This is a genomic window from Variovorax sp. M-6 (assembly GCF_052114385.1).
Classification (GTDB): domain Bacteria; phylum Pseudomonadota; class Gammaproteobacteria; order Burkholderiales; family Burkholderiaceae_C; genus Variovorax.
In genome coordinates this window covers 1-22,272 of the sequence record NZ_JBFREQ010000024.1, presented here as the reverse complement: position 1 = coordinate 22,272, position 22,272 = coordinate 1, and the positions used below count along the sequence as shown (strand labels likewise).

At 61.9% G+C, this 22,272-nt stretch carries 27 protein-coding genes, 1 tRNA gene and 6 pseudogenes; 16 read left to right on the top strand and 18 right to left on the bottom strand.

Annotated elements, in window-relative coordinates:
* Positions 1–284: 284 nt before the first annotated feature.
* The 3 genes and pseudogenes from AB4Z46_RS24160 to AB4Z46_RS24150 form a co-directional block, all read left to right on the top strand.
* Positions 285–1,703, top strand: coding sequence for an ATP-binding protein (locus tag AB4Z46_RS24160; protein WP_442286080.1), 1,419 nt, complete (start codon positions 285–287; stop codon positions 1,701–1,703).
* A 16-nt stretch (positions 1,704–1,719) separates the two neighbouring features.
* Positions 1,720–3,525, top strand: coding sequence for a TnsD family Tn7-like transposition protein (locus tag AB4Z46_RS24155; RefSeq protein WP_442286079.1), 1,806 nt, complete (start codon positions 1,720–1,722; stop codon positions 3,523–3,525).
* Positions 3,519–3,980: pseudogene (locus AB4Z46_RS24150) on the top strand (TniQ family protein); the annotation flags it as partial. The gene AB4Z46_RS24155 and the pseudogene AB4Z46_RS24150, both read left to right, overlap by 7 nt.
* Positions 3,981–4,270: 290 nt before the next feature.
* On the opposite strand, the gene AB4Z46_RS24145 reads toward AB4Z46_RS24150, so the two are convergent.
* The 6 genes and pseudogenes from AB4Z46_RS24145 to AB4Z46_RS24120 all read right to left on the bottom strand — a co-directional run bounded on the left by AB4Z46_RS24145 (position 4,271) and on the right by AB4Z46_RS24120 (position 7,646).
* Positions 4,271–4,477 carry a hypothetical protein gene (locus AB4Z46_RS24145; RefSeq protein ID WP_442286182.1) on the bottom strand — a complete coding sequence of 69 codons (207 nt, stop codon included), beginning with the start codon at positions 4,475–4,477 and terminating at the stop codon, positions 4,271–4,273.
* Positions 4,478–5,251: 774 nt separating this feature from the next.
* Positions 5,252–5,855, bottom strand: a pseudogene (locus AB4Z46_RS24140) (hypothetical protein).
* A gap of 143 nt (positions 5,856–5,998) precedes the next feature.
* Positions 5,999–6,406, bottom strand: a pseudogene (locus tag AB4Z46_RS24135) (phosphoketolase); the annotation flags it as partial.
* A gap of 22 nt (positions 6,407–6,428) precedes the next feature.
* The gene (locus AB4Z46_RS24130; protein ID WP_442286078.1) at positions 6,429–6,587 is read right to left on the bottom strand and encodes a hypothetical protein; all 159 of its coding nucleotides are present in this window, start codon (positions 6,585–6,587) and stop codon (positions 6,429–6,431) included.
* On the bottom strand, positions 6,584–6,709 hold the full coding sequence (locus AB4Z46_RS24125; RefSeq protein ID WP_442286077.1) for a hypothetical protein: 126 nt from the start codon (positions 6,707–6,709) through the stop codon (positions 6,584–6,586). The genes AB4Z46_RS24130 and AB4Z46_RS24125 overlap by 4 nt, the downstream gene beginning before the upstream one ends.
* Positions 6,702–7,646, bottom strand: a pseudogene (locus AB4Z46_RS24120) (hypothetical protein). The gene AB4Z46_RS24125 and the pseudogene AB4Z46_RS24120 overlap by 8 nt, the downstream one beginning before the upstream one ends.
* 233 nt (positions 7,647–7,879) lie before the next feature.
* Between AB4Z46_RS24120 and AB4Z46_RS24115 the strand changes: the two are divergent.
* The 4 genes from AB4Z46_RS24115 (at position 7,880) to AB4Z46_RS24100 (ending at position 9,264) form a co-directional block, all read left to right on the top strand.
* Entirely contained in the window at positions 7,880–8,032 is a 153-nt protein-coding gene (locus AB4Z46_RS24115) for a hypothetical protein (protein WP_442286076.1), read from the top strand.
* An 18-nt stretch (positions 8,033–8,050) separates the two neighbouring features.
* Positions 8,051–8,449 carry a hypothetical protein gene (locus AB4Z46_RS24110; RefSeq protein ID WP_442286075.1) on the top strand — a complete coding sequence of 133 codons (399 nt, stop codon included), beginning with the start codon at positions 8,051–8,053 and terminating at the stop codon, positions 8,447–8,449.
* The gene (locus AB4Z46_RS24105) at positions 8,446–8,862 is read left to right on the top strand and encodes a DUF427 domain-containing protein (protein ID WP_442286074.1); all 417 of its coding nucleotides are present in this window, start codon (positions 8,446–8,448) and stop codon (positions 8,860–8,862) included. Before AB4Z46_RS24110 ends, AB4Z46_RS24105 begins: the two co-directional genes overlap by 4 nt.
* A 168-nt stretch (positions 8,863–9,030) precedes the next feature.
* Entirely contained in the window at positions 9,031–9,264 is a 234-nt protein-coding gene (locus AB4Z46_RS24100) for a hypothetical protein (RefSeq protein ID WP_442286073.1), read from the top strand.
* A gap of 158 nt (positions 9,265–9,422) precedes the next feature.
* Here AB4Z46_RS24100 and AB4Z46_RS24095 read toward each other — a convergent pair whose 3' ends face one another.
* From AB4Z46_RS24095 to AB4Z46_RS24080, 4 genes are read right to left on the bottom strand one after another with little or no spacing between them, the layout of a single operon-like run.
* Positions 9,423–9,956: a nucleoside 2-deoxyribosyltransferase gene (locus tag AB4Z46_RS24095; RefSeq protein ID WP_442286072.1), complete on the bottom strand. Its 534-nt coding sequence runs from the start codon at positions 9,954–9,956 to the stop codon at positions 9,423–9,425.
* On the bottom strand, positions 9,953–10,168 hold the full coding sequence (locus AB4Z46_RS24090; protein WP_442286071.1) for a hypothetical protein: 216 nt from the start codon (positions 10,166–10,168) through the stop codon (positions 9,953–9,955). Before AB4Z46_RS24090 ends, AB4Z46_RS24095 begins: the two co-directional genes overlap by 4 nt.
* A gap of 44 nt (positions 10,169–10,212) precedes the next feature.
* Positions 10,213–10,365 carry a hypothetical protein gene (locus tag AB4Z46_RS24085; protein WP_442286070.1) on the bottom strand — a complete coding sequence of 51 codons (153 nt, stop codon included), beginning with the start codon at positions 10,363–10,365 and terminating at the stop codon, positions 10,213–10,215.
* A gap of 24 nt (positions 10,366–10,389) precedes the next feature.
* Entirely contained in the window at positions 10,390–10,593 is a 204-nt protein-coding gene (locus AB4Z46_RS24080; RefSeq protein ID WP_442286069.1) for a hypothetical protein, read from the bottom strand.
* Between the two features lie 182 nt (positions 10,594–10,775).
* On the opposite strand from AB4Z46_RS24080, the gene AB4Z46_RS24075 reads away from it, so the two are divergent.
* Together AB4Z46_RS24075 and AB4Z46_RS24070 are read left to right on the top strand one after the other, a co-directional pair.
* Positions 10,776–11,165 carry an SOS response-associated peptidase family protein gene (locus tag AB4Z46_RS24075; RefSeq protein WP_442286068.1) on the top strand — a complete coding sequence of 130 codons (390 nt, stop codon included), beginning with the start codon at positions 10,776–10,778 and terminating at the stop codon, positions 11,163–11,165.
* Positions 11,152–11,376, top strand: coding sequence for a hypothetical protein (locus tag AB4Z46_RS24070; RefSeq protein WP_442286067.1), 225 nt, complete (start codon positions 11,152–11,154; stop codon positions 11,374–11,376). Before AB4Z46_RS24075 ends, AB4Z46_RS24070 begins: the two co-directional genes overlap by 14 nt.
* A gap of 461 nt (positions 11,377–11,837) precedes the next feature.
* On the opposite strand, the gene AB4Z46_RS24065 is transcribed toward AB4Z46_RS24070, so the two are convergent.
* From AB4Z46_RS24065 to AB4Z46_RS24050, 4 genes are all read right to left on the bottom strand, one after another.
* The gene (locus tag AB4Z46_RS24065) at positions 11,838–12,470 is read right to left on the bottom strand and encodes a hypothetical protein (protein ID WP_442286066.1); all 633 of its coding nucleotides are present in this window, start codon (positions 12,468–12,470) and stop codon (positions 11,838–11,840) included.
* A complete protein-coding gene (locus tag AB4Z46_RS24060; protein ID WP_442286065.1) occupies positions 12,467–12,838 on the bottom strand; it encodes a DUF2493 domain-containing protein in 372 nt (123 codons plus the stop codon). The genes AB4Z46_RS24065 and AB4Z46_RS24060 overlap by 4 nt, the downstream gene beginning before the upstream one ends.
* A gap of 243 nt (positions 12,839–13,081) precedes the next feature.
* Entirely contained in the window at positions 13,082–14,044 is a 963-nt protein-coding gene (locus AB4Z46_RS24055) for a Bug family tripartite tricarboxylate transporter substrate binding protein (RefSeq protein WP_442286064.1), read from the bottom strand.
* Positions 14,035–14,907 carry a hypothetical protein gene (locus tag AB4Z46_RS24050; protein WP_442286063.1) on the bottom strand — a complete coding sequence of 291 codons (873 nt, stop codon included), beginning with the start codon at positions 14,905–14,907 and terminating at the stop codon, positions 14,035–14,037. Before AB4Z46_RS24050 ends, AB4Z46_RS24055 begins: the two co-directional genes overlap by 10 nt.
* Positions 14,908–15,125: 218 nt before the next feature.
* On the opposite strand from AB4Z46_RS24050, the gene AB4Z46_RS24045 reads away from it, so the two are divergent.
* The 7 genes and pseudogenes from AB4Z46_RS24045 (at position 15,126) to AB4Z46_RS24015 (ending at position 19,192) form a co-directional block, all read left to right on the top strand.
* Positions 15,126–15,755 (top strand): TetR/AcrR family transcriptional regulator, encoded by a 630-nt coding sequence (locus tag AB4Z46_RS24045; RefSeq protein ID WP_442286062.1) that lies wholly within the window; start codon positions 15,126–15,128, stop codon positions 15,753–15,755.
* Between the two features lie 148 nt (positions 15,756–15,903).
* Positions 15,904–16,041, top strand: coding sequence for a hypothetical protein (locus AB4Z46_RS24040; protein WP_442286181.1), 138 nt, complete (start codon positions 15,904–15,906; stop codon positions 16,039–16,041).
* A 50-nt stretch (positions 16,042–16,091) separates the two neighbouring features.
* Positions 16,092–16,202 (top strand): annotated as a pseudogene (locus AB4Z46_RS24035) (MBL fold metallo-hydrolase); the annotation flags it as partial.
* A 705-nt stretch (positions 16,203–16,907) separates the two neighbouring features.
* A complete protein-coding gene (locus tag AB4Z46_RS24030) occupies positions 16,908–17,345 on the top strand; it encodes a CsbD family protein (RefSeq protein WP_442286061.1) in 438 nt (145 codons plus the stop codon).
* 336 nt (positions 17,346–17,681) lie between these two features.
* Positions 17,682–18,119 carry an Hsp20/alpha crystallin family protein gene (locus tag AB4Z46_RS24025; RefSeq protein ID WP_442286060.1) on the top strand — a complete coding sequence of 146 codons (438 nt, stop codon included), beginning with the start codon at positions 17,682–17,684 and terminating at the stop codon, positions 18,117–18,119.
* Positions 18,120–18,133: 14 nt separating this feature from the next.
* Positions 18,134–18,535 (top strand): Hsp20/alpha crystallin family protein, encoded by a 402-nt coding sequence (locus AB4Z46_RS24020; RefSeq protein WP_442286059.1) that lies wholly within the window; start codon positions 18,134–18,136, stop codon positions 18,533–18,535.
* 447 nt (positions 18,536–18,982) lie between these two features.
* Entirely contained in the window at positions 18,983–19,192 is a 210-nt protein-coding gene (locus AB4Z46_RS24015; protein ID WP_442286058.1) for a hypothetical protein, read from the top strand.
* On the opposite strand, the gene AB4Z46_RS24010 is transcribed toward AB4Z46_RS24015, so the two are convergent.
* From AB4Z46_RS24010 to AB4Z46_RS23995, 4 genes and pseudogenes are all read right to left on the bottom strand, one after another.
* Positions 19,189–19,677 carry an SOS response-associated peptidase family protein gene (locus tag AB4Z46_RS24010; protein ID WP_442286057.1) on the bottom strand — a complete coding sequence of 163 codons (489 nt, stop codon included), beginning with the start codon at positions 19,675–19,677 and terminating at the stop codon, positions 19,189–19,191. The two genes, AB4Z46_RS24015 and AB4Z46_RS24010, sit on opposite strands and share 4 nt — an antisense overlap.
* Positions 19,638–19,775, bottom strand: a pseudogene (locus tag AB4Z46_RS24005) (hypothetical protein); the annotation flags it as partial. The pseudogene AB4Z46_RS24005 and the gene AB4Z46_RS24010, both read right to left, overlap by 40 nt.
* Positions 19,776–20,080: 305 nt before the next feature.
* On the bottom strand, positions 20,081–21,313 hold the full coding sequence (locus AB4Z46_RS24000) for an alpha/beta fold hydrolase (RefSeq protein ID WP_442286056.1): 1,233 nt from the start codon (positions 21,311–21,313) through the stop codon (positions 20,081–20,083).
* 113 nt (positions 21,314–21,426) lie between these two features.
* A tRNA-Leu gene (locus tag AB4Z46_RS23995) sits at positions 21,427–21,511 on the bottom strand.
* Between the last annotated feature and the right edge of the window lie 761 nt (positions 21,512–22,272).

The window sequence follows — 22,272 nt, the reverse complement described above, 5'->3', positions numbered from 1 at the left end:
ACGCGTCAATACAAAACTCAGAAGACCAGCTACAAGTCGACTGGAGCGTCGCCGTACGACGGCAATCCATGGATCGAGGCGCTCCCTCCGATGGAGTCGGACAAAACTCAAGCTGCCCATCGGATCGCTCACATGCAATATGTCCCCCGACGGCAGACAGATCTGTTGGCCATGCTGCATGCTTTGACACTCGACTCGTGTCAACAGAAGTCTCGCCCAACGATAGTTCTCGCAGTCTCGGGGACTGGGAAGACACACCTTGGCAGTAGGGGGAACCATCAATCATGACCTATCAATACATCACGCAGAAGGCCATCTACGAGCCGACTGGAGTGTCGCTGTACGATGGCAACCCCCTGATCGAGGCGCTCCATCCGATGGAGCCGGACAAGATTCAAATTGTCCATCGCATCGCTCACACACCTCCGCCATTTTCGCGTGTCCTCCGGAAGAAGGCAGAGATGCAACGCCTGGCAGAGCTCGCCCATCTAGACTTCTTCGTCTATCCATTTGCCGAATACAAGAATGTCGGCGAGAAGCTGACAACGATGATTAGGGACCCATACATTACAAGAAACCCATTGTTGCCCACTGGGCGTCAGCACGACTATTTTCTGCACTCACTGGGTATCAATGCTTCGGAACTCAACTCGTTTCAGCAGAAATCTCGCGCAATCATAGTGTCTGCAGTCACCGGAAGTGGAAAGACAACCTTTGCCAGTAGATTCTTGGCGCCATACCTTAAGGTAATTGAGCACACCGAGTACAAGAGCAGACCCTTCAAGAGACGCCAGGTCCCAGTTGTCTGCTTGTCCACGCCACACGACGGCACACTCAAGAGCCTCTGTCTTCAATTCTTTCAGACTGTCGATGACATACTAGAGAACACCCACTATGTAAAGTTGGCAAAAGCTGTATCCAGCATCGCCGGCATGGCGCAGCTTATCCATCAGGTGTCCTCAACCATCTCTCTGGCGATGATTTTTGTCGACGACCTTCAGCATCTCAGAGCAGCGACCGGAAAGAATGCCGATATCGTTCTCAATTTTTTCAGTCAGCTTGTCGAGCGCGCTGGCGTTTCGCTCTTCGTATGCGGCACACCAGCGCTGGTACCTGTTCTGAAGAAAAGCGTCGCAAACACGAGGAAGCTTGGACGCCTCGGTGACTACCCATTTCCTCAGATGCGAAGGTCCGATCCACAGTTTATTGCCTTCTGCGAGGCTCAGTGGAAGTTCTTACTGGTGAGGAACCCTGTGAATATAGACAACGACATCTTGGGCGCGTGGTGGGAATGCGGTGGAGGCAACCCCGCGTTCACCACCATGGCGTTCACGCTTGCCCAACGCAAGGCGATCGGAGGTAACGAACAGGTAGACGCTCGATCCTTCGAACGCGTGGCCGAAAACGAGATGGGCATTCTCAGCGAAGCAATCAAGGCGCTCAAGGCCGGCGGCAGGTCCCTTTATAAATTCGAGGATCTGCTGTTCGCTGTCGATCCGATCATGCTGCGCCGGCTCGCTGGGCTGCCTGAGGCCGAGGATGATGAATCGGCAGAGACCGATGAGGAGTTCGGTGAGGTAGAGCAGGCGCTCCAAGAGGGCGACCCCGACAAGCATGAGGCACCTCGACGCAAGACCTCTAAGGCGACCGGTGCTGGTTCCAGCTCCTACAAGGATCTCCCAACCATTACGCCCAGATTCTGATTCGGAGGAGAGAGCGATGAACGACCAAACGTTGCCAATCACGCTGAGTCACCTTGAAGACGAAGCGTTGTACAGCTACCTCGGGCGAGCCAACCTGAGCAATTGCATGGGGACTAGCAAGCAATTCGTCGCGCTTGCGTTTGGACGGCTGAAGGCGGTCATCAGCGCAGACCTTCCGTCAGACCTTTCCGTTTTGCTTGAGACGGCGCCGCAACTGAGCCCATACCCTAGCTTGGAGCAGATCATCGAGCTTACGACACAGTATCCGTACTACAGGCCGTTCATGTCGGAAGCAAAGTGGAACGAACTCGTAACACGGGCCACGAGAGGCACCGGCCAGTCACTCAAGACTTGGCTCGGACTGCCGGCGCATCGATTTTCGGCGACCACGATGTTCCGGTCGTGCGTTATGTGCGACCGCACGGCATGGGATACCGAGGGAACGTTCTACTGGCATCGTGCCCATCTTCTTCCAGGAGTTGTTGTCTGTTCGATCCACGGAACCCCGCTCGTCAAGTATTTTCTCCAGAGCAGCGATACGGCCCGAAGTGCGCTTCGACGCATCCCCTCTCCGCCAAGGATGCAAATTTGTGTTCCAGCGAGCGCCCTGGAGGCGCTCACGCATTTTGCGCTGACCTCCCACGCAGCACTCAATTCATCCGATCTGCCTCTCTCCGGTGAGACTTGCCGATCTGCTTACCTAGCCAAGCTCGCTGACCTCGGCCTGGCAACGTCCGGTGGCCGCATTCATTGGGGCGAGCTTTCGCAGGCCATTCTCGAGAAGCATCGGAACTTTGAGCACTGGCCCCTGGGCGAGCGCATAGCGCAATCGTCGAACGGCGTACTCGGCTGGCTATTTGGCTTGCTACGACCCAGAAGCCGCTTCTCGCATCCAGTCACGCACATTGTTCTGATCAACTTTCTCTTCGAATCGTTTGCCTCCTATGCGGAGGCGGTAAAGCTGGCCTCGAAGGAGTCGCTTGAGTTAGACGAGATCAAACGGATCGCTGCGCCGCCGACAGCCGACGGATTGTCGGAGCTCGTCTTGACGGACGACTCGCTCAGCTGTCGGACGGCTGCCAAGAAGCTGGGACTGAGCGTCACGACCGTTGTGAAAAGACGCCGTATCCTCGGCTTGAGGATCGCAGAGCGGCGAAAGTCGCTCACGCCCAAGAGAATTTCTGATGCCAGGGGCTTGCTCGCTGCGGGCACGGCGCCCATGAAGGTCAGCGACGCAACCCGTCTGTCGCTGAGCTCCGTCTATCGGATAAGGGCCACCTTGGCCCTGCCGTCGAAGGTCCCCACGCCAGATCAGCTCACAGCGCACCGCGCTATCTGGCTCGCGAGCGCCGCCCACGGGCGCTCTGTGCGAGAGCGCCGAGCCTTGGTTGCAAGTAGCTACGCCCTGCTCTATCGGCACGATCGCGCATGGCTGCTCGAGGCAAATGCCGACAAGGCGATGGCCGCGAAGCCGCGCACGCGCGTCAACTGGGAGAAGCGCGACGAGCTCTATGCGGGCCGAATTCGGACGGCGTCTACCAATCTGCGTGGGACGTCTCCGCGTGGACGTATCTCCCGTACGTTTTTGATGCGCGCCGGCGGCCCGGAAGCATCGATCAGGGGAAATGTCTATCGGCTACCGCTCGTGCGCGAGGCTTTGGACGAAAGCGAAGAGACGGTCGAGCAGTTTCAGCGGTTTCGGTACAGCCGCGCCATTGTCAAGCTTCGAGATCTCGAAGGCAGCTATGGGGCCTGGAAGCCCCTCAAACTTGCCGGCTTGCGCAAGGCGCCTGGAGGATTCGAGGAGACCACGCGATGCTAGCGCTTCCGCGCCTTCCAGTGGCGTTTGAGGATGAGATCGTTGGGACATTTCTCGGACGCATCACGGAGGAGAATTCTCTGGGTTCGCCACATGTCCTTCTGACGTGGCTTGGCGCGAGCAAATACCAGCGCAATTCACTGCACATGGACGTGAGTGTACTTACGCCGAAGTGGGTCAACTTGGCCAACAGGATCGGGCTAGACATTGCGTACATAGTGGACGTTCTCAGCACCAAGCCATACTGGGCCTTTTTTACGACTCCTTGCGCCGTTGCTACCCAGTGCAAAGACCAGGAAACCCCTCGGGTCCCCGCCTTTGTTTTATCGCGAGCATCTCGTATCCGTGCCGAACTCAGAGTCTGTACGGCCTGCTTGCGCGAAGCCAAGCACGCCGGGCGGGCCCCCTACGCGTTGAGGAGCCATCAACTACCGGGTTCCAACATCTGTTTCAAGCATCGCACGCCGCTGATCCATCGATGTCCGGCATGCAACCGCGTCTTGCTTTCAAGCTTAGGGCCCTTGAACCTGGGATTCGCTTGTGAATGTGGAACTGACCTGTCAATTGAGCGCGATGTTGTCTCGAAGAATGACCCCTTCTATCGCCTTGCCTGCCTAGAGCATGAATGTCTGACAACAAATCTTCCCAGAGTTTCCGCGCTTCAGGCCACCCGTTTGATAAGGCGGGAGTGTCGTGCGCGCGGCGACTCGGTGGAATCGCTGCTCCACAAGTGCTTCGGCAAGCCGTCTCACGACTGGCGCATGGTTGAACCGAACGCGCCGCCCATCGGTCGGGTCTTGCGCAGCAGGACGCCGGAGATCTGCGTATACCTGACTTCCCTCGGGCTGGACCTATCAAGCGCGTGCGAAGCGATCAGCAGCATGCCGGAGCCGGATGAACCGGTTCCACGCAGGAGAAAACCGACCATGCCCGACAGCACGTCGGAAGCGCGCAAGGAGTTGCTAGCTATGAAGTCATTGGACAGCGGTATCAAATGGAAAGCCGTGCGTACGCATTCACGATTTGTGTTCTGGCGACTCTTCCTCCAAGACCAAGCATGGCTGGGCGAGCAGCTTGTTGGCGGTCGAAGCGCAAGACTGTCGGTTCCATCGCTAGCAGAGGATCGCGTCACAATCGCCGGGGTAAGCAGGTCCCGATATCGCCTTGATCAGGCGACAGCTCGCGCTTGGTGTCGCGACAGGCGCTGGCTCAATTCGTTCAGGGAGCGTGCCAGATCGGCTAGAGCCGATGCGCGAGATCGAGCCCTTGTAAAATTGATCAGGACACAAATGGACCTTACGTTCTGCCGAGAGGGACGCCCAGAGAAGTTCGGGCTGCGTGAAGCCGCCACCGCAACTGGGCTATCACCATCGGGGGTCCTAAATCTCTGCCGTCGGGTCCGGGCATTCGAGCATGCTCTTTGCGAGTCGGCTCTGCACTATCGACTGCGCCTTCTGACTTGGGCCTTGCAGGAAATGCACGAGGTAGGGACGTACATATCGCCATTCCGTCTGATAAGGAAGGCTGGCTTGGAACCGCAGCCCATCAACCGATTCCTCGCGGCCAGCGTCATCTACGTTCAAGTAGATCCGGCGGATTTACCAAGCAGCGGTTCCCGAGCGTGAAGTGGTGGGCGACCGGTTCTCGCTTGCCTCGCCCCTGACAGCAAGCACCTCACCGGCCTTAGTCTATTGGTGAGGAGGTCGGACCCTGAGCTGCCGGGCGCTCACTACCTCCGGTTCGGAGCCTTCCGCCTTCCCGTGCAAGATCGCCGAGATCTATGGTAGCGCCACTGCGCGATCTCGGGCATGTCGATGCCGTGTTGCCGTACATAGGAGCGGTGATCGAGCAGCCGGTCGCGCAACAACTGCTGCACATGGCCGGCCTGATCACGCAGACGCGGTACACGGTCAATCGCATCGGATGCGAGACTACAGCGGTCAAGCCGGTTGAGCACCGTCATGTCGAACGGGGTGGTGGTGGTTCCCTCCTCCCGATAGCCGTGCACATGGAAACTGTCGTGATTCGCGCGCTTGTAGATCAGCCGATGGATGATCCATGGATAACCATGAAAGGCGAAGATCACCGGCTTGTCGCCGGTGAAGATGGAATCGAACAGCGTCGGACAGTCCGTGCGGGTGCTCCTCCTGTGATTGCAGCGTCAACAGATCCACCACGTTGACCACCCGCACCCGCAGCTGAGGCAGGTGCTCGCGCAGCAAATCGACCGCCGCCAGGGTTTCCAGCGTGGGCACGTCGCCCGCGCAGGCCATCGCCACGTCCGGCGATACCCCCTCGTCGTTGCAGGCCCAGCGCCAGATGCCGGCGCCCATGCTGCAGTGACGAATGGCAGAAGCCATGTCCAAACACTGGGGCTGCGGCGGCTTGCCCGCCACGTTGACGTTGACGTACCCCGACTGCGCAAGCAATGATCCGTCACCGACAGCAGCGTGTTCGCGTCGGGCGGCAGGTAGATGCGAACCACCTCCGCCTTCTTGCTGGCCACGTGATCAATGAAACCCGGATCCTGATGGCTGAAGCCGTTGTGATCTTGCTGCCAGACATGGCTGGTCAACAGGTAGTTCAGAGAAGCGGTCGGGCGTCGCCAGCCAATCTCGCGTGCGACCTTGAGCCATTTGGCATGCTGGCTGAACATCGAGTCGAGGATATGGATGGAAGCCTCGTAGCACGAGAAAAATCCATGCCGCCCGGTCAGCAGGTAGCCCTCGAGCCAGCCTTGGCAAATGTGCTCGCTCAACACCTCCAGGACCCGGCCGTCGGGTGCCACATATTCGTCGCCAGGAAGAATTTCCGCCGTCGACATCCGATCCGTCACCTCGAATACTGCGTCAAGGCGATTGGAGGCCGTTTCATCGGGCCCCATGAGCCCGAAGTTGCTCTGTGCTTCATTCAGGCGCGTCCTCGCGCAACAGTTTGCCGGCCACAAGGGTTGCCTCGGCAGTTGCAGCCCCCGGCGCAGGCACATCCACCGCGTGGTCACGAAAGTCCGGCAGGTGCAGTTCCTTTAGCAACAAGCCGCCGTTCGCGTGCGGGTTGGCGCTCATGCGGCTTGCGCCGCGGGGGCCAGCGCCGCGATGTCGTCGAGAAACGCGCCCTCCGCGCTGAACAGCTCTTGTGGCCGGTAGCTTCGCATCCACGCTTCCAGCAGTTCGATGCGCTCATGCATGGTCGGCAAATCCTGCCAGCGGCACCTGCTGCGCCCGCTGCGTTCCCTCCACCGGCACGCCATCCACCTCCTTCGGGCCGGTCCAGCCCTTAGGAGAACGCAGCACGATCACCGGCCAGGATCGCCGGCGCACAGAGCCACCAGCGCGCGCCTCCTGCTGGATGTCGTCAATCTCGTCGAGCGCTTCATCGAGCGCGGCAGCCATGTCGCGATGCATCGCGACCGATTCCCTACCTGAGACGCAATGCGGCGAATACCCATTGCCCCGCAGCAGCTGCAACAGTTCCTCGTCCCCGATGCGGGCCAGCATCGTCGGCCCGGCAATCTTGTAACCATTCAAATGCAGTATCGGCAGCACGGCCCCGTCGCGCTGGGGATTGAAAAAGCTTGTTCGAATGCCAGCTCGCAGCCAGCGCACCAGTTTCCGCCTCACCGTCGCCAATCACGCAGCACGCCAGGAGGCCGGGGCTGTCGAAGACGGCGCCATAGGCATGCAGCAGCGAATAGCCGAGTTCGCCGCCTTCATGAATGGAGCCTGGCGTCTCGGCCGCCACGTGACTCGGGATTCCTCCCGGAAAGGAGAGCTGCTGAACAAGCGGCGCATGCCCTCGGCGTTGCGTCCGACGTGGGGATAGACCTCGCCGTAGGTTCCTTCAAGGTAGGCTTCATCGCCGGTCCTGGGCATGGCGGACCAGGCGTCGTCGCCAACACCGATCGAGCTCAGATGCCGGTTCGCGAACACGCGATTCATGTGGGCGTAGATAAAGCTCAGCCCGAGCGTGGTACCCCAATGGCCCAGCAGGCGCTTGATGTGTGCGAGCGACAGTGGCTCGTGCAGCAGCAGGTTGTCGAGCAGATAGATTTGCCCGACGGACAGATAGTTGGCAGCTCGCCACCAAGCATCGACTTTCTCGAAGGTGCGGACTTCTGACGCCATGGATTATTCCATCTCCGTCTGGATACGTCTGTTTCGTGCATGGCGCCAAGCGCACGGATCGGTTGCGGCAGTCTCGTTTTGTAGGATATCTTCCCGCGACCTCGGAAAGATGACCTCAACTCCTTCGGAGTTCTGGTTCTGTCAGCGCAAAGTGAAATCGTCCGACATGCTCTCTCGCGGTTGCAGCCGAGAATGAATTTGTTTTGCCAACACCAAATGGAAAGGAGTCTCCGATGATCCGAAAACTTGCCACGGGGGAATACCGTCTCTATTCGCGCAAGACCGATCCCAAGACCGGCAAGCGCCGCAACCTTGGCACATTCAGCTCGCGAGAAAAGGCGCAGCAGCATGAGCGCGAGGTTCAGTACTTCAAGCGCCATGGCTGAGCACTCAAGGTCGCAGGCATGGCGGACAGCGCCCACACCCATTCGGGCCTGACTGCACAAGAGGGACAGGAGGCCGGCATGCCAGGACCTTTTCTGAAATTCGATCTGCAAGTTGCCTGCTCGCAATTCAGGCAGGTGCACGAGCGGCGCTCCCGTTGCCAGCGGAGATCGATGCGACCGGCTCCGCCGCACGGTTCCGTGAAAGACGGGCCGACAGGCAACGATAACGCGCGCAAGGCAGCTGAGGCGAAAGTGGATAGCTACGGTGCGGCTATGAAGAATTGCGACAACCTGAAGGACGCTGAGAAGTCCGTCTGCGCGGCACAGGCCGAAGCAGTAAGAGCCAAGGGCATGGCGGACATCAATACCCCGGCCCGCACCACACCGAAAAGACGATCAACTAGGAGGACGAAGTGAGCAGATCACCCGGTCACCGGAAGCAACCCGACCATCAGGTGCGGGAAACACGCCTCCGCCAACCTGTCGAAGTCGAGGTCGAAGGCGTCGTCATTGCCACCTCGGACAGCGTCGTGAGAGTCGATGAGGACAACGCTCCCGCGCGCTACTACTTCCCTCGTTCCGACGTCAGGATGGAGAAGCTGAAACGCTCGACGACGACCACCGAATGCCCTTTCAAGGGAACGGCGAACTACTCCAGCCTGGATCTCGGCGAAAGGCGGCTGGAGGACGCCGTCTGGACCTATGAAGACCCCTACGAGGAAAGACCCCTACGAGGAACATCAAGGCTTGGTGGACGCTTTGGTTTTGCCATCGGACGCACCGCCAGGCAAGCGCGAAACCCTGTCAAGGCTGGGCCTTCAGGCGATTGACGGCGCCTCTCAGAAGAGCTAGTTTTTCTATCGCGTCCACTGCCGATGGTTTGAAGGGGCGGCCTCCGGCGCTGGTAGGGGATGCACTAGGCACCGCTCCCAGACGGAGCGGATTCCCCGATGCCGGCGACCGCCCTCCAACTGGTTCCGAGCCACGAGGAGCCTGCTATGCCGATGGAACTGCTTCAGGCGCTCGCAGATGCCGAGTTGCCGATCGAGATCGTGAATCCTGCCGTGCAGCAGGAGCTCCGAATACTCCACGCCGCCGGGCGCATCATCTGCAGCTTTCCCCCGACCGGGACGGCCCAACCTGCGCAGGTCCACATGGTCACGGCGCTGGGTCACAAGGCGCTAAGGCACTTCGGACCGAAGTCTGCGTCCGGCCGGATCGGCGCTCCATGAAAAAGCCCGCCGAAGCGGGCAAGACCAAGTTGGTCGAGAGGAAAGGATGGCGGATTCATGCTGAAACGCGCGGTTGAACGGAACCTGAATCCCCTCGCGCGCTTCCAGGTGTTTGGTGCCGGCTCGATCTCCTCGCGCTGGTGCCGCGTTTGGGCGGTCTACCTTCGCAAAAGCACGCTGGCCAGCTTGGCCAAGGCGGCCTCGGCGCACGGTTCCAGCGTCACCGAGCAGCTCAGCATCAAGTTCAGCGACAGGCCGAAGTCCTCGACCGCTGCGCCGCCGGCATCGCGCAACACGCCGTCCCCATCCCGTTGCGTCGCGAGGGCCGCCGCCGCGCGATCGGCGTAGGTTCCATCGGGCAATCCGTAGGCGACGACAGGCAGACCCAGCGCAACCGCGACGCCCACCTCGAACACGGTCCCCGAGGCAGGCTCGAGCCCGCGGAAAGGCTGCAGTTTGGCAATGACGCCGTCTGCATGGCGCAGCAACACCATGTTCGACTCGTAGATGTGCCTGGCTCGCTCGGGGCCGGATCCCGAGGCGACAGCGCACTCGGCCGGGATCAGGGCCTCCATGTCGAGAGCGTGGCACTCCTGCGCCAAGGCTTGCAGGTGCGCCTCGGCATCGGGACGGAACACGTCGGGCCCGGCCAGGTAGACCCGAGGGCGGGAGCGGCTGCCAGGAGGATTCACCAGAACCGCCAGAACGGACGGCGGCGCGCCGGCGCCGGCTCCAGTGGGGCACTCAATGTCGTGGCCGATCCGAAGCGCCGCCGAACCTCGACCTCGTGAAGGTGAGCAGATCCCCGCGCCTCCGAGTGGCCGCGCAGTGCCAACAAGCGCAGTTGGTGCGCGCGGTTGAGCAGTTCTTCATCATCGAGGCTTCCTGGCTCCGTCATGCTCATGGTGGGGCTCCTTCAATCGTCATGCTACCCGGGGCAACTGGCTGTCATGCATCGTCCAGGTTGGCGTCGAACCCGGTCGTGCAGCGAGGGTTCATCCGCTCCAGCGCCGCGAAGCCGATGTCGTCCTCGGTGATGCACCACCAGGTCTGCTTCTTCGCTTCCGGCTTGCTCTTGCTGGCCCGAAAGTGGATCTCCATCCCTTCGATCAGGACGCCGCCATCCTAGATGATCACCACACGGGCGTACTGCAGGGGCGGCAAGAGGTCTTTGTCCATGCCCTTGAGGGACAGCAGTCGGGCCTGCATGCTGTTCCCATAGTGCTCGACCTTGGCCTTCCTGAAGTCGAGCACTCCCGACCACGGGCGCTCCTCCAGAACCTGGGCTCTGGAGATCCAGGAACCGTGGGAGCGGAGGAGAACGGCCATGAAAAAAACCCGCCGAAGCGGGCGAAGACCTTGGAGGTCGGAGGAGGATCCCATGGTCGCGACAGCCCCTGAACTGGGCCTGACCTCCCGCACAATGCGCAGATGTGCAGATGTGCAGATGTGCAGCAACTATGAAGCCGTCAGCAGGGCTGCCCGGCTCCTGAGCTTCTTCGGCGTAGCCCGTGAGCGAGACGAGCCGCCTGCCGTCACCTTTCTCACCGGACTGGCTCCGTTCGTCCGCCTGGTCGAAGACGGTTCAGGAAAATCGGCGTGTCGACGATGGCGCCTTCGGCCTGCTGCCGTATTTCGCCAAGGAGCTCGCCTACGGGCGRCGGACCTACAACGCGCGGTCGGAGACAGTGGCCACGCTCCCCAGTTTCCGCGACGCGTGGAGGCGAAGCCAACGCTGCGTGGTCCCGGCCGAGGCCATCTTGGAGCCGAGCTACGAGACCAGCAAGGCGGTGCGATGGCGCATCCAGCAACCGGGTGAGGTGCCGATGGGCATCGCGGGCATCTACACGAAATGGCGCGGAGGGGCTGGAGCTTTTCAGCTTCGCCATGCTGACGGTTGACGCGGACGGCCACCCGGTCTTCCAGCGCTTCCACAAACCCGACGAGGAGAAGCGCATGGTGGTGATCCTCGACCCCGCGGACTACGACCGCTGGCCGTCCAGCCCACTGGTAGAGGCGCCGACGTTCTTCAAGCAGTGGATGGGGCAACTGGATACGTTCGCCGCTCCGCTGCCGCCGAGGCCGCCGAAGCCTTGGTCGCCGACTACCTGAACGGACGCTCCTTGCCGGAGGCTGTGCACAAAGCCGCAGTGCAAGCCGCCCGAACGCACCTACTCAATGGGGATGTGCCGATCCTTGATAAGAAGCTGCGTAGCGATACTGACAGCGAGGCGAGTAAGCCGATTTCGCCTTGAACTACTAAAATCCAAGGAATCTGACGAGCCGGTCGAATCTTCGGCCGTTTACGCTCGAACCGGCATCGCCTGCGGCCCTGCTTTTCTCCCCTTATCGGTCAGTTATTGATAGGTGGATCTCCCGCAACTAGACCGGCCAATCGCGGTTCTCGGATCTGTAGGACTCCATCGCGGCGACACGGACGGCCTCCGGCGCTGGTGGAGGACGCTTCGGCATCCACCCGGGCACGGGCGGTTCCTCGATGCCGGCGGCCGTCCGCCCAACGCGCATGAAAAAGCCCGCCGCCTGCGGGTGGAATCCCAATGTATGCGAAGTGCCTAGCGGGACCCTTCCTGACTGCCAAAAAATAGGCGTCTGATCTGTGCGCTGAGATTCGCTAAGCGGCCTGTGAACGTGCCCGAAGCCGCCCTCCGAGACCGGTGCGCATCGCGTTCGTGGCGTAGAGCAACATTGAGGGCCTTGAAGCTTTGCGGGTTGCGCCTCCAGACTCCGGCAACCGTGAAATTGCCCCGATTTGATGGCGTGAAGCTGGGGATGATGTCGATCTGTTGTGCACCGATCTGATGCAGGAACTGGGCACGGTCCCTTGCGACCTTGAGGAAGTCGTCGTGACTTTCAATGGGCGAATTCAAGGAGACCCTGATCGTTGGTACCGTCGCGAAATGCTCAGCCAAGAATGCGACTACCTCAACGAGCACAATCTTCCTCATCACCCATCCATGCCGCATTTCGATGGCTGAGGGCACGAAGCGGTCCAAGTGAACCTCGTTCCCACCCGGTGATACGGTCACTGCCCCGATGGTGCCGACATGTGTCTCGCCATCATAGAGATACATGAGCTCCCCGAGTTTGTACGGAGCAGACCCAGGCCCTGTGATGCGGAGCTCGGGGAAGGTCAGCGAATGCCCTGCAGACGAGTTCTTGCCGCGCGTTGAGGGAATGTTGCTCAATTGGGCCCTGCCTGATCCGCGAGCCGCCAGGTCTTCAACACCGGCACGAGCGCTGCCGCAGCAATCGTGACCATGTGCGCGGTCCCGCGACCACCCTTGAACGCGAGCACGAGCTCCGGACGACCCTCGCGCAGCATCTGAGAGTTTCTGATGGGCACAGCGCGGTGCTGATAGCGATTCCAGTCGGCGCGGTACGTGGCAACCTCGATACCTCGTGCGATGGCCCATCGGCGTGCGAGATTGTCTACACCCGTCGCACCGCCTTCGATCAGGAGCGTGACGGGTTGGCGGGCATGAACGCGGTCGAGGACATTCACGATGAACGCCGAGTCGTCGTCGTCGCGTCCGCCGCAGACTAGTACCCTCATGCCGTCAGTTCAGCATGAAGAACGCCCGGGTCCGCGTATGGGCATTCGCGTCCATGGCGTAGTGGTGGTCTTTGCATGCTTTCTGCTTAGTAGTGGAATCGCCAAAAAGCAAACCCCGCCGAAGCGGGGTTGGGTGATTGACTGGCGTTTTTGCGATGATAGCCTCGATGACCGCGATCTATAAGTCCTTGGGAAAGCCGCGTGATTCATTCACCCCGAAGATGACCAGGCGGCTCGGTTGGCCTATTCGGGCTGAATGTTGGCCTTCTTAGCCAACTGCTGAATGCTCGAAATCTCGCTGCGTACGAACTTGTCCAGCTCTTGGGGTGTCCCAATCCACGGCTCGACGAACTGCGTGCGCAACCGATCTCGGACCTGCGGCTGCGCAAGGACAGACCGGATTGCAGTGCTGAGTTCTGCAATCACCGGGGCGGGCAAATTGGCCGGTCCGAAGGCCGCCCACCATCCGAGAACCTCAACGTCAGCCACCCCTTGCTCACTGAGCGTCGGCACATTCGGAATAAACCGCGACCTCTCGCGAGCCAAGGTTGCCAAGTAGTTGATCTTTCCGGTGGATTGGAAAGGCAACACGGACGACATCGTTGTCACGCTGTACTGGACATGTCCGCCAGCCACATCCGTGGCGGCGAGAGCCGTGCCCTTGTATGGCAATGCGACCAAGGGCAGTCCCGTTGTCTCGCGAATCTGTTCGACAGCCAATCGAGCCGATGAGTCAGCGGTGGCGAACGACAGCGACTTTGAATCGCGCTTGCTCAACGCAACCAATTCAGTCCAAGACTTCACGTTGGATGCACTGGAGGAAACCAAGACCAGTGGCGATTTCGCGAGCGGCGCGATGGACGTGAAATCCTTGAGGGTGTCGTAGGGAAGCTTCTTCGAGAACGTTGGATTTGTCACGTGCCCGTTCTGCGCAATCATGATCGTGTAGCCGTCGGGCGGCGCCTTGAGCACTTGCTCGGATGCCATCTGGCCGCTTGCGCCCGGCCGGTTCTCGACCACCACCGGAACTTTCAGGGTTGTGGACAGTGCATCTCCCAAGAGACGTGCGATGCCGTCGGTTCCACCGCCAGGTGCAGTGCCGATGAGAATTCGGATCGGCTTGCTTGGATACGTATCCGCTGTCGCTGCGAAAGTGACAAGGAGCATCGCGACGAGGAGGACGATCCGCGAAATGATCAGGCGCATACTTCCTCCTTCCCAAAATAGGGCATTGCGAGAATCAATGCTTCAGAAGTGTTCTCAGCCGACAGGTCCATCGTCTCGCCTGCGCAGAGGTGCACGGCGCTGTGCGCGCTCCATGAATCGGTCGTGCAGATCTTTCCGGTGCCCGTGGTGAAGAAGAGAAGGCGTCCTTGTTGAACGAGGGGCAAGGTGTAGCGCGCACCCGCCTCAAGCCGGATTGCACCGAGGCGAACATTTCGCTCTGTGAAGACGCCAAGTTCCTTCGAATACGTACCCTCGGCGCCTCGAACGGGAACCCACGGGATGTTGTCCGCACGGAAGTGAACCGGATCCGTCAGGCGGGGAGCCGGGTACTCCAGTTGCCGTCCGTTGTGCTCTTCCCAAGTAGCCTCATACGAATCTTGGTTCTTCCGCTCGCCTTGCGCTGGTGCTTCTCGATGAAACACGCCGCCCTCAAAACGCCCTGCCGATTGAAGGCGCTGCTGCGCTTCCAGCATTTGTCTGGCGCTCATATAGCCGTTGCCGGACGCGCCACCGAACTGAATGACCATCGCAACGCTGGCACTGCCCACCAGTTCTTGGTCTTGTGGTCCGTAGTACGTCGCCTCCGGAAAGTAGGCCACGTCGCCCACCGCAATGTTCTGCTTCGGGCCGTAGTTGGTCGACCCGCTCAATGTGACGCGGATCTGATCGAAGTTATGACGGTGGCGCGGCGACTTGAAGCTCTGATCCGTATCGACCACCGTGAGAGCGAAATTGTCGGGAGACCCTTCCTCGCCCTCCAGGAGGTACTTGAATCGAAGGAACCCGCCACGCAAAGTGCGTGGCGCACTCCACGCATGAGTCTCGACGCGGGCAATCTTCATGGGGCTTTCCTTGCATTCAGGTGGGCACAGTCGGGAGCGAGGCAGCGACAATGAATATCGAAGCTTGCGAACAAAAGGCCAGGTTATGAAAAAACGAACAACAGGTTCCGGTGCACGCACAGCGTGCGGGCCGGCGTCGGACCAGCGAGCGCGAAGCATGCTGCCCTTCGCCGAGGGGCTTGCACGCCGACCTCACTTTGGCTAATCATAATAGCCGTATGCCTACTGTCATTAGGAAAACTACCGAGAAGCCGTCGCGTCCTGTCGCGGGCGCCAGCAGTGCAGCCCCACAGACCAGGAAGGGCATTGATCGCCAGCAAGTGCTGAACGCTGCGCGGGAGCTGTGCAACGTGCGCGGCGTGGATGGCCTGTCCATCAAGGAGATCGCCGATCGGCTCGGGATCCGTCCGCCATCGGTGTATGCCCACTTTGAGGGTCTTCCCGAGATCCGTGCGGAGCTCGCTAAGACCGGTCACCACGCGCTGGCGCATCAACTGCGCAGCAGCGCTGTCGCTCAAACAGGTGCTAGCGGTGTGATCGTGGTTGCCAAGGCGTATCTGGCTTTTATTCGCGACCAGCCGGGGCTCTATTCGGCCACGATGCAGCCCAGCTCCAATTTAGAAGCCCGGGCAGCCGCTGACGAATGGCTGTCGGTGATCCAGAGGTTGCTGGAGTCCATGGGGCTTTCCGGTGACGACTTGATCCATGCGCTGCGAGGGATCAGAAGTATGGTCCATGGTTTCGGCCAACTCGAAGTCATCGGGCAGTTCAGAACGCAGGTTGACCGCGACGCGAGTTTCGACCGCATGGTGTGCGCGTTCGTGGATGCCATCGGCCGCAAGTCGTAAGTGTCGTTGCTCGACCCTGACGCACGCTGGCGCGCGGCGGCGCGTGATCGGCTGGCCAGAACGGGGTATCCGTATTCTTTCGACAAATTGACACGGTCAGGGGCCGGCGAGCAGCGAGCGGAGCTTCTAATTGAGGCGCCCAGTGTCCATGGGGGGATCCGACGAAGTCCTCGATGTGGCCGAAGTGGTGTGGCAGGCCGCGAACGACTCCTCACCGCGCCTGCGCTTCGCCGCGGGCGCCGATGCGGTGGCTCTTGCGAAAGCCCATCGGAGTGAATTCGCCTGACGCGCGACTTTGCGGCGCTTCCACCCGATGCTATGGCCGAGCTTGTAGACCGCGTGGGCATTGGCGCCCAGATTCGACAGGTACAGGATGTGTTCGGGACACTATTCAACGCTGGCAGCGAGTTCGCCCGTGATGGAAGTCAGTTCGACCACTTGTTCGCACATCAGGTTGAAGTCGAGGTCACGGGTCCGATCATCACTCGGGGATTCACTCGCTGCGAGGCCCGGCTCGCGTGCGATGGCGCCTTGATTATTTCTGTCGGGGCGTCGCCCCGACCCGACACCTTGTTGCCGCAGAGTGGGATCTCCGTCGTTCGAGCCCTTGTCGTCCAGGCCGATGACCCTGTTAGAGCGTCACTCGGCCTCGCTCGTACGTTTAGTCCTTTCGCCATACGAGGTGAGCCGGCTGGACTTCTGTGCCACGTCGACGGCTTCGACATTTGTGTGATCTCCCCTGCTGCCGTTCAGGAACGATACGGAATATTGGCGGAGCCTGGGCGCACGCAGTGTGTGGCCGTCGTAGCAAACCGGCTGCGCAGCTAAGTCGACGGTATTGCGCCAATGCCCCATGGGTGTTGCCTATATCCCCTGGGCTTTCGCGTTGTGTTGGCCGCATTCTGCCTTCCCCCTTGCCGGCGTGGCGTGCGCGCCGTGCGGGCGTGCCGGCCCGCTGATCGGCTCCCCGGCCCTGCCTCGTCCCACTCGCCAGGCGTACTCCCGGCAGCAGCCAGCGACACCCGCTGCAGGCGAGCCGGGCCACTCCACCACCAGGCTCGCGCGGCGGCGCGGCGGGCACCCTCGAAAGTCAAGCCTTGACCCGCCCGGCCTCGGAGCATTCCAATCTTTCAACCAGTTCAGGACACTCGAATGAGCCTCCTCGTCAACATCAACAGCATGATCTATCCCTCGTGCACGCTGCGAACACGCAAGCGCTGCGACTGCCGGCGCACCGGCGCCCGCTCGGGGCGCCCCCAGCGGCGGCGTCATGTACTACAGCAGGATGCGCCAAACCGTCTGCCTCGAGTACCGCGCGCGATGCACGATTCCATCGCTGCTTGGTTGGCGGCAGCGCGTCCGCGCAGCATCCCGCCTCTGAGCGTTCACCTGGAAGGAATCGACATGAACAAGGATCAAGTCAAAGGCACCCTCGAAAAGGCCAAGGGCAGCGTCAAAGAGACGGTGGGCAAGGCCGTCGGCAATGAAAGGTTGCAAGCCGAAGGCTCTGCGGACAAGGTTGCAGGAGCAGTTCAGAAGAAGGTCGGCGATGTCAAGGATGCTGTAAAGACCGTCGCGAAGAAGCCCTGACGGCGCTAGTTGCATCCTGCAAAGCGGCCAGTAGGCGCTGCCGGCCCGGGGATATTGCGGCCCCAATGCCGTTCAGTGACCCTGCGGCCATGGTGACGCCCGCGTCGACGCCGCGCGGGCCCAAGACGCTCGATGCCGCCCTCGCCATGGTTTCGGTGGGGATGGCCTGGTGGTACCGGGCCTACTCGCGCAGCAGACCGCCCAGGAGCGCGGGCGCCCCCGCGCGGGTTGGGCCAGGCCATCTCTTGAACTTTCTCAAGCGGCTCCCAGTTTCCATTCCGGAAGCGCTGGAAACGCCTCCGGCGCACCCTTCAACCCCGAATGGAGGTTTTCGCCATGTATCGATCCCTGTTCCCGCGCGACATGTTCGCCGAGATGGATCGCCTGCAGCGCGAGATGCAGCAGGCCTTCGATCTCTCCCCCACCATCCGCGGCTTCGGCCGCAGCGGCTTCCCGGCCCTCAATGTCGGTGGCACGGCCAAGACCGTCGAAATCTATGCCCTGGCGCCGGGCGTCGATCCYGCGACGCTCGAGATCCACCTCGACCGAGGCATCCTCACCATCGCCGGCGAGCGCCGGAGTGCGGCGCCGCAACCCGGCGACAAGGAGACGCTGCACATCAACGAGCGTTTCGAGGGCGCCTTCCGCCGGGTGCTGAGCCTGCCCGACGACGCCGACCCCGACGCGGTGGAGGCCAAGGCGCGCGACGGCGTGGTCCACATCACCGTCCAGCGTCGCGCCTCCGCCCTGCCGCGACGCATCGCCATCCAATGATCGGGAGAACAGTCATGAACGACATCCAAAAGAGAAACGAGTCCTCCGGCGCCCTCGCGCGCAAGGACGATCGGCGCTACGCCGAGGCCACCCTGACGCCTCCTGTGGACGTGATCGAGGACAGCACCGGCATCACGCTGTATGCCGACCTGCCCGGCGTTCCGCGCGACAAACTGCACCTGAACGTCGAATCCGACTCGCTGACCATCGAAGGAGAGATCGACATGACGGTGCCCGACGGGCTGCAGTCCACCCACACCGAGGTCGGCGTCGGCCGCTTCCATCGGGTCTTCACGCTGAGCAAGGAACTCGACACCGAGAAGATCTCGGCGGAGCTGGCGCAGGGCGTGCTCAAGCTGCGGATTCCGAAGGCGGAGCACGCTCAGCCGCGACGAATCAATGTGGAAGTGAACTGAGGAACTGAGCGCCCGGGCGCAACGCGTGGGGAGACCGTCGATCGAGCCAGTCTGTCTCCCACTGCGCGCAGGCCCATTCATGCTGCGTTCAGCGATGCACTCGGGCGGCCAGGCGGCTCGGCCAACGCATCGGGAAGCGCGCCTTGAGCGCTCAGCCTCGGCAAAAATGGCGGTGGCCCCACGCAAACGCCAGAACGCGGCTGCCCCCGACACTCCCCGTGGTCGTCGGGCTACGCCTTGAAGGCCTTGGTGGCCTCGGATCGCCAACGATGCCGAGCCGATGCGACTTGGGACTGGCGAAAGGCTCAACACGGGGGCTGATCGGGGTTTTCCACCAGGCTCGTGGACAGCCCTGTGGAAAACTGCATGCGAAACCTCGGGGATCGACTCCAGCTGGGGCCTCCAATGCGGTGCCGCAAAAACGGGCACCTCCGCTATGCTGGCGACATGTGGGAACCCAATCCGCCAGTTGTCCGCCACGGCCAAACGCTGAATCGCCGCGAGGCGTGGCTTCATCTGTTCCACCAGGAATGGGCCCGCTTGACTGAGGGCCTGGCCGATGATGAAAGTGTGACCGAGGTTGCGATCGAGCTTTACGAAAAAGAGGGAGAGCGCGACCCAATCGAGGTTGCCCTCGAGCTGTTCGGGCCTACTTAGATCGGCCCGGCGTCGCACACCTCGACCGGTGCCAGCCTCATCAGCTGCTGCGCCTCCTCGACGGTGCCGGCCAGCCACTGGTCGACGTCGCTCCGCTCGATCGGGATCACCGTGCGCTTGTCCTGCTGGTCGGGTGGCAGCAGCTTCGGATCCGGCTTGTGCATCCGGCTCATCAGCGGGTGGTGGTCGGCGTTCAGGGTGAGCATTGTGTAGCGCTCGTGCACCTCGCCCGTTGCCTTGTCGGTCCAGATGCTCCGGAGCCCGGCCAGGCCCCAAGGATCGCCGTCGGCGCGGCGAAACTGCCACCACTGGTTCTTGCCGCTCTCCCAGTTCGGCTCGTCGAAGGTGGCCGCGGGGATGATGCAGCGCTGGCCGCGATTCCAGGGTCCTTGAAGGTAGCCTTGGCCGCCAGCTCCTCTGACCGCACGTTGTTCGTGCTGAAGGTCAGCTTCGGCGTCTTGGCGAACCAGGAGATCAGGCCCCATTGCCCGATCACGAGCTCGGGCTCGTAGCCGGTGGAGTGGCGCCGGTGGCGGATGAACGGGCCCGGCGCGCGCGGGAACACCTGCTTCGGCCAGGGCATCTCGTTCTGGCGGCCAACGTGCCAAAAGCGCTCGGCCTCGCGTTCCTCGGCGGTTTCGTATCGATGCACATCAGGGCATTGTGTTGGACGCATGGCGGGAACAGCGTCGCCTCAAGAATGACTGGCCGCTTGGGGCCCGGAGCCGTCATACAGCCGCCTGTAGCGGATGTCTGCTTTGCAGTGCGGATTCAACCGGTCGAATCCGCAAGCGAAAGCAGCCCTTCAGGAAGGCAAGCACGGAAGACCGCTAGCCAGCCCTCTGCAGACATTCCTTTGCCGGGTCCGAGAAGGCCACGTCCATCGGTTCACGCCCGGCCGCGGACCATGTCGAGCAGGCGACCCACGATGCGCTCGCCATCGGCCCGCAGGCCGTTGTGGGCGTACTCGTTGGTAACCCAGGCCCGCAGCCCACGAACGCCACGGGCCGTCTCCTCGGCAAATGATCGCTCCACGTAGACATCGTCGACGTACACGGTCGCTGCCACTGGGACCTCATTGCGGGCGAGGCGGTCAGCGTCGTACAGGCGCGGCCATGGATGCTGGGCCAGAAGCTGCGCCACCTCGCGGTGCGCGCGCAAGCCCGCGTAGTCGTCCCACATCCAAGGGAAGACGTGCTCTGCGCCGAGAAGGTCGCCGGTCATCGCCTCCTCGGGCGCGAGCCGGTGTGCCGACCAGCGAGTGGCACCCCCGTCGGCGTACGAGGACTCATGGAGCGTCGCGTAGATCGGATTGCGCTCCCAGGATGACGCCATCTGCGCGTCGACCATGAATGCGGCCGAGCCGAAGGGCAGCTCGAGCAGGTGGTGCAGCCGTTCGAACCCGGCGCTGTCGCCGAGCCACATTCCGGTCTGCCGAAACCGACGCGATGTGAGGCGGTCGCCGTTGGGCAAGCGGACCTCTTCCTCGTCGAGCCGGCGCAGGATCGTCCGCAAACGATCGAGGTCTCCTGGGTATCGCGCGTGATAGCGCTGGTTCGCTTCGCGCACGCGCGCCCATGTCGCCGCATAGACTTCGTCGACCGGCCGATTCGTGATCGGCGCGAGGCCGCCGGTGATCAGTACCTCCCGCAGGCCCTCGGGCGCCAGCGACAGATAGGTGAGCGAGGTGAATCCCCCGAAGCTCTGACCGAGCAGACTCCAGCAGTCGACGCCGAGTTCAGCACGGATCAGTTCGAGGTCGCGCACGATCGAGTCGGCGCGGAAATGCGTGAGGTACTCGGCCTGATCGGCAGGCGCCGCCCCTGGAATGACTGGCCCGACGGGCGTGGAGCGCCCTGTGCCCCGCTGGTCAAGCAGCAGGACCCGGAAGTCCGCAAGGGCACGCGCCATCCACCCTGAGGGCGGGCTCGTCGGGCGGGCGGCCTCGAAGCCTGGGCCGCCCTGCAGGAACACGAGATAGGGGCGATCAAGACCGTCTTGGGCAGCAAGCTCGCGCGTGAACACGCTGATCGTGCCACGCAGCGGGTCGCCGTGAACCAACGGAACCGAGTGCTCGCGCTCGGTCAAAACTGCCCCGGGCATGCGGTAGGTCGTACTCATGTCTCGCATTAGAACCCGAACGTACGCCCGCTTCTCAGCCATGCGCTCTTCATCTGCCAGCTGCAAAAAACAAAGCCGGCCAACGCGATGTTGATCGGCTTCATCAAGTGCTCTGGTGCCCAGGAAGGGACTCGAACCCCCACGATGTTACTCGCTAGTACCTGAAACTAGTGCGTCTACCAATTCCGCCACCTGGGCATTTCAGGAAGCGGTGGATTCTATATCGACCAGCAAGCGCGACCGGTTCGATGTCGCGCTGCCGTTTGCGCGAGCCGGGGTAGAAAACGGCAAGCCGCTTAACGCGGAATTTGGCAATTCCAACCAGTTGTCAGTCGCCGCTCCAGGTTAGCCGCAGTTGCGTTACTGGGTGGTCGATGGACCTCTTCGGGGCACGAAGCAGTCAGTCGCGCGGACATCTCTCAACGGCTGCTTTCAGTCTGAAGCGGTCATAGCCCTTGAATTGGCGACCGACCGGTCATGGCCGGGACCGGCCGGCTGTTCGCCGCATTCTGCCTTTTCCATGGTTGCCGTGGCGTGCACGCCGTGCGGGCGTGCCGGCCCGCTGATCGCTCCCCGGCCCTGCCTCGTCCCACTCGCCTGGCGTACTCCCGGCAGCAGCCCGCTGCAGGCGAGCCGGGCCACTCCACCACCAGGCGCGCTCGGCGGCGCGGCGGGCACCCTCGAAAGTCAAGTGGCGCGTTCGCGCAGGTCCAGTGTCGTTCCGCAGTTCACCCGGCCTCTTCCACCTTGACCCGCCCGGCCTCGGGCATTCCAATCCTTCAACCAGGAGACTCTACTGGGCGCCAACACGATCTATCCCTCGTCGCACGCTGCCAACGCGCAAGCGGTGCGACTGCCGGCGCACCGGCGCCCGCTCAGGGCGCACCCTGCGGCGGCGTCATGTACTACAGCAGGATGCGCCAAACCGTCTGCCTCGAGTACCGCGCGCGATGCACGAT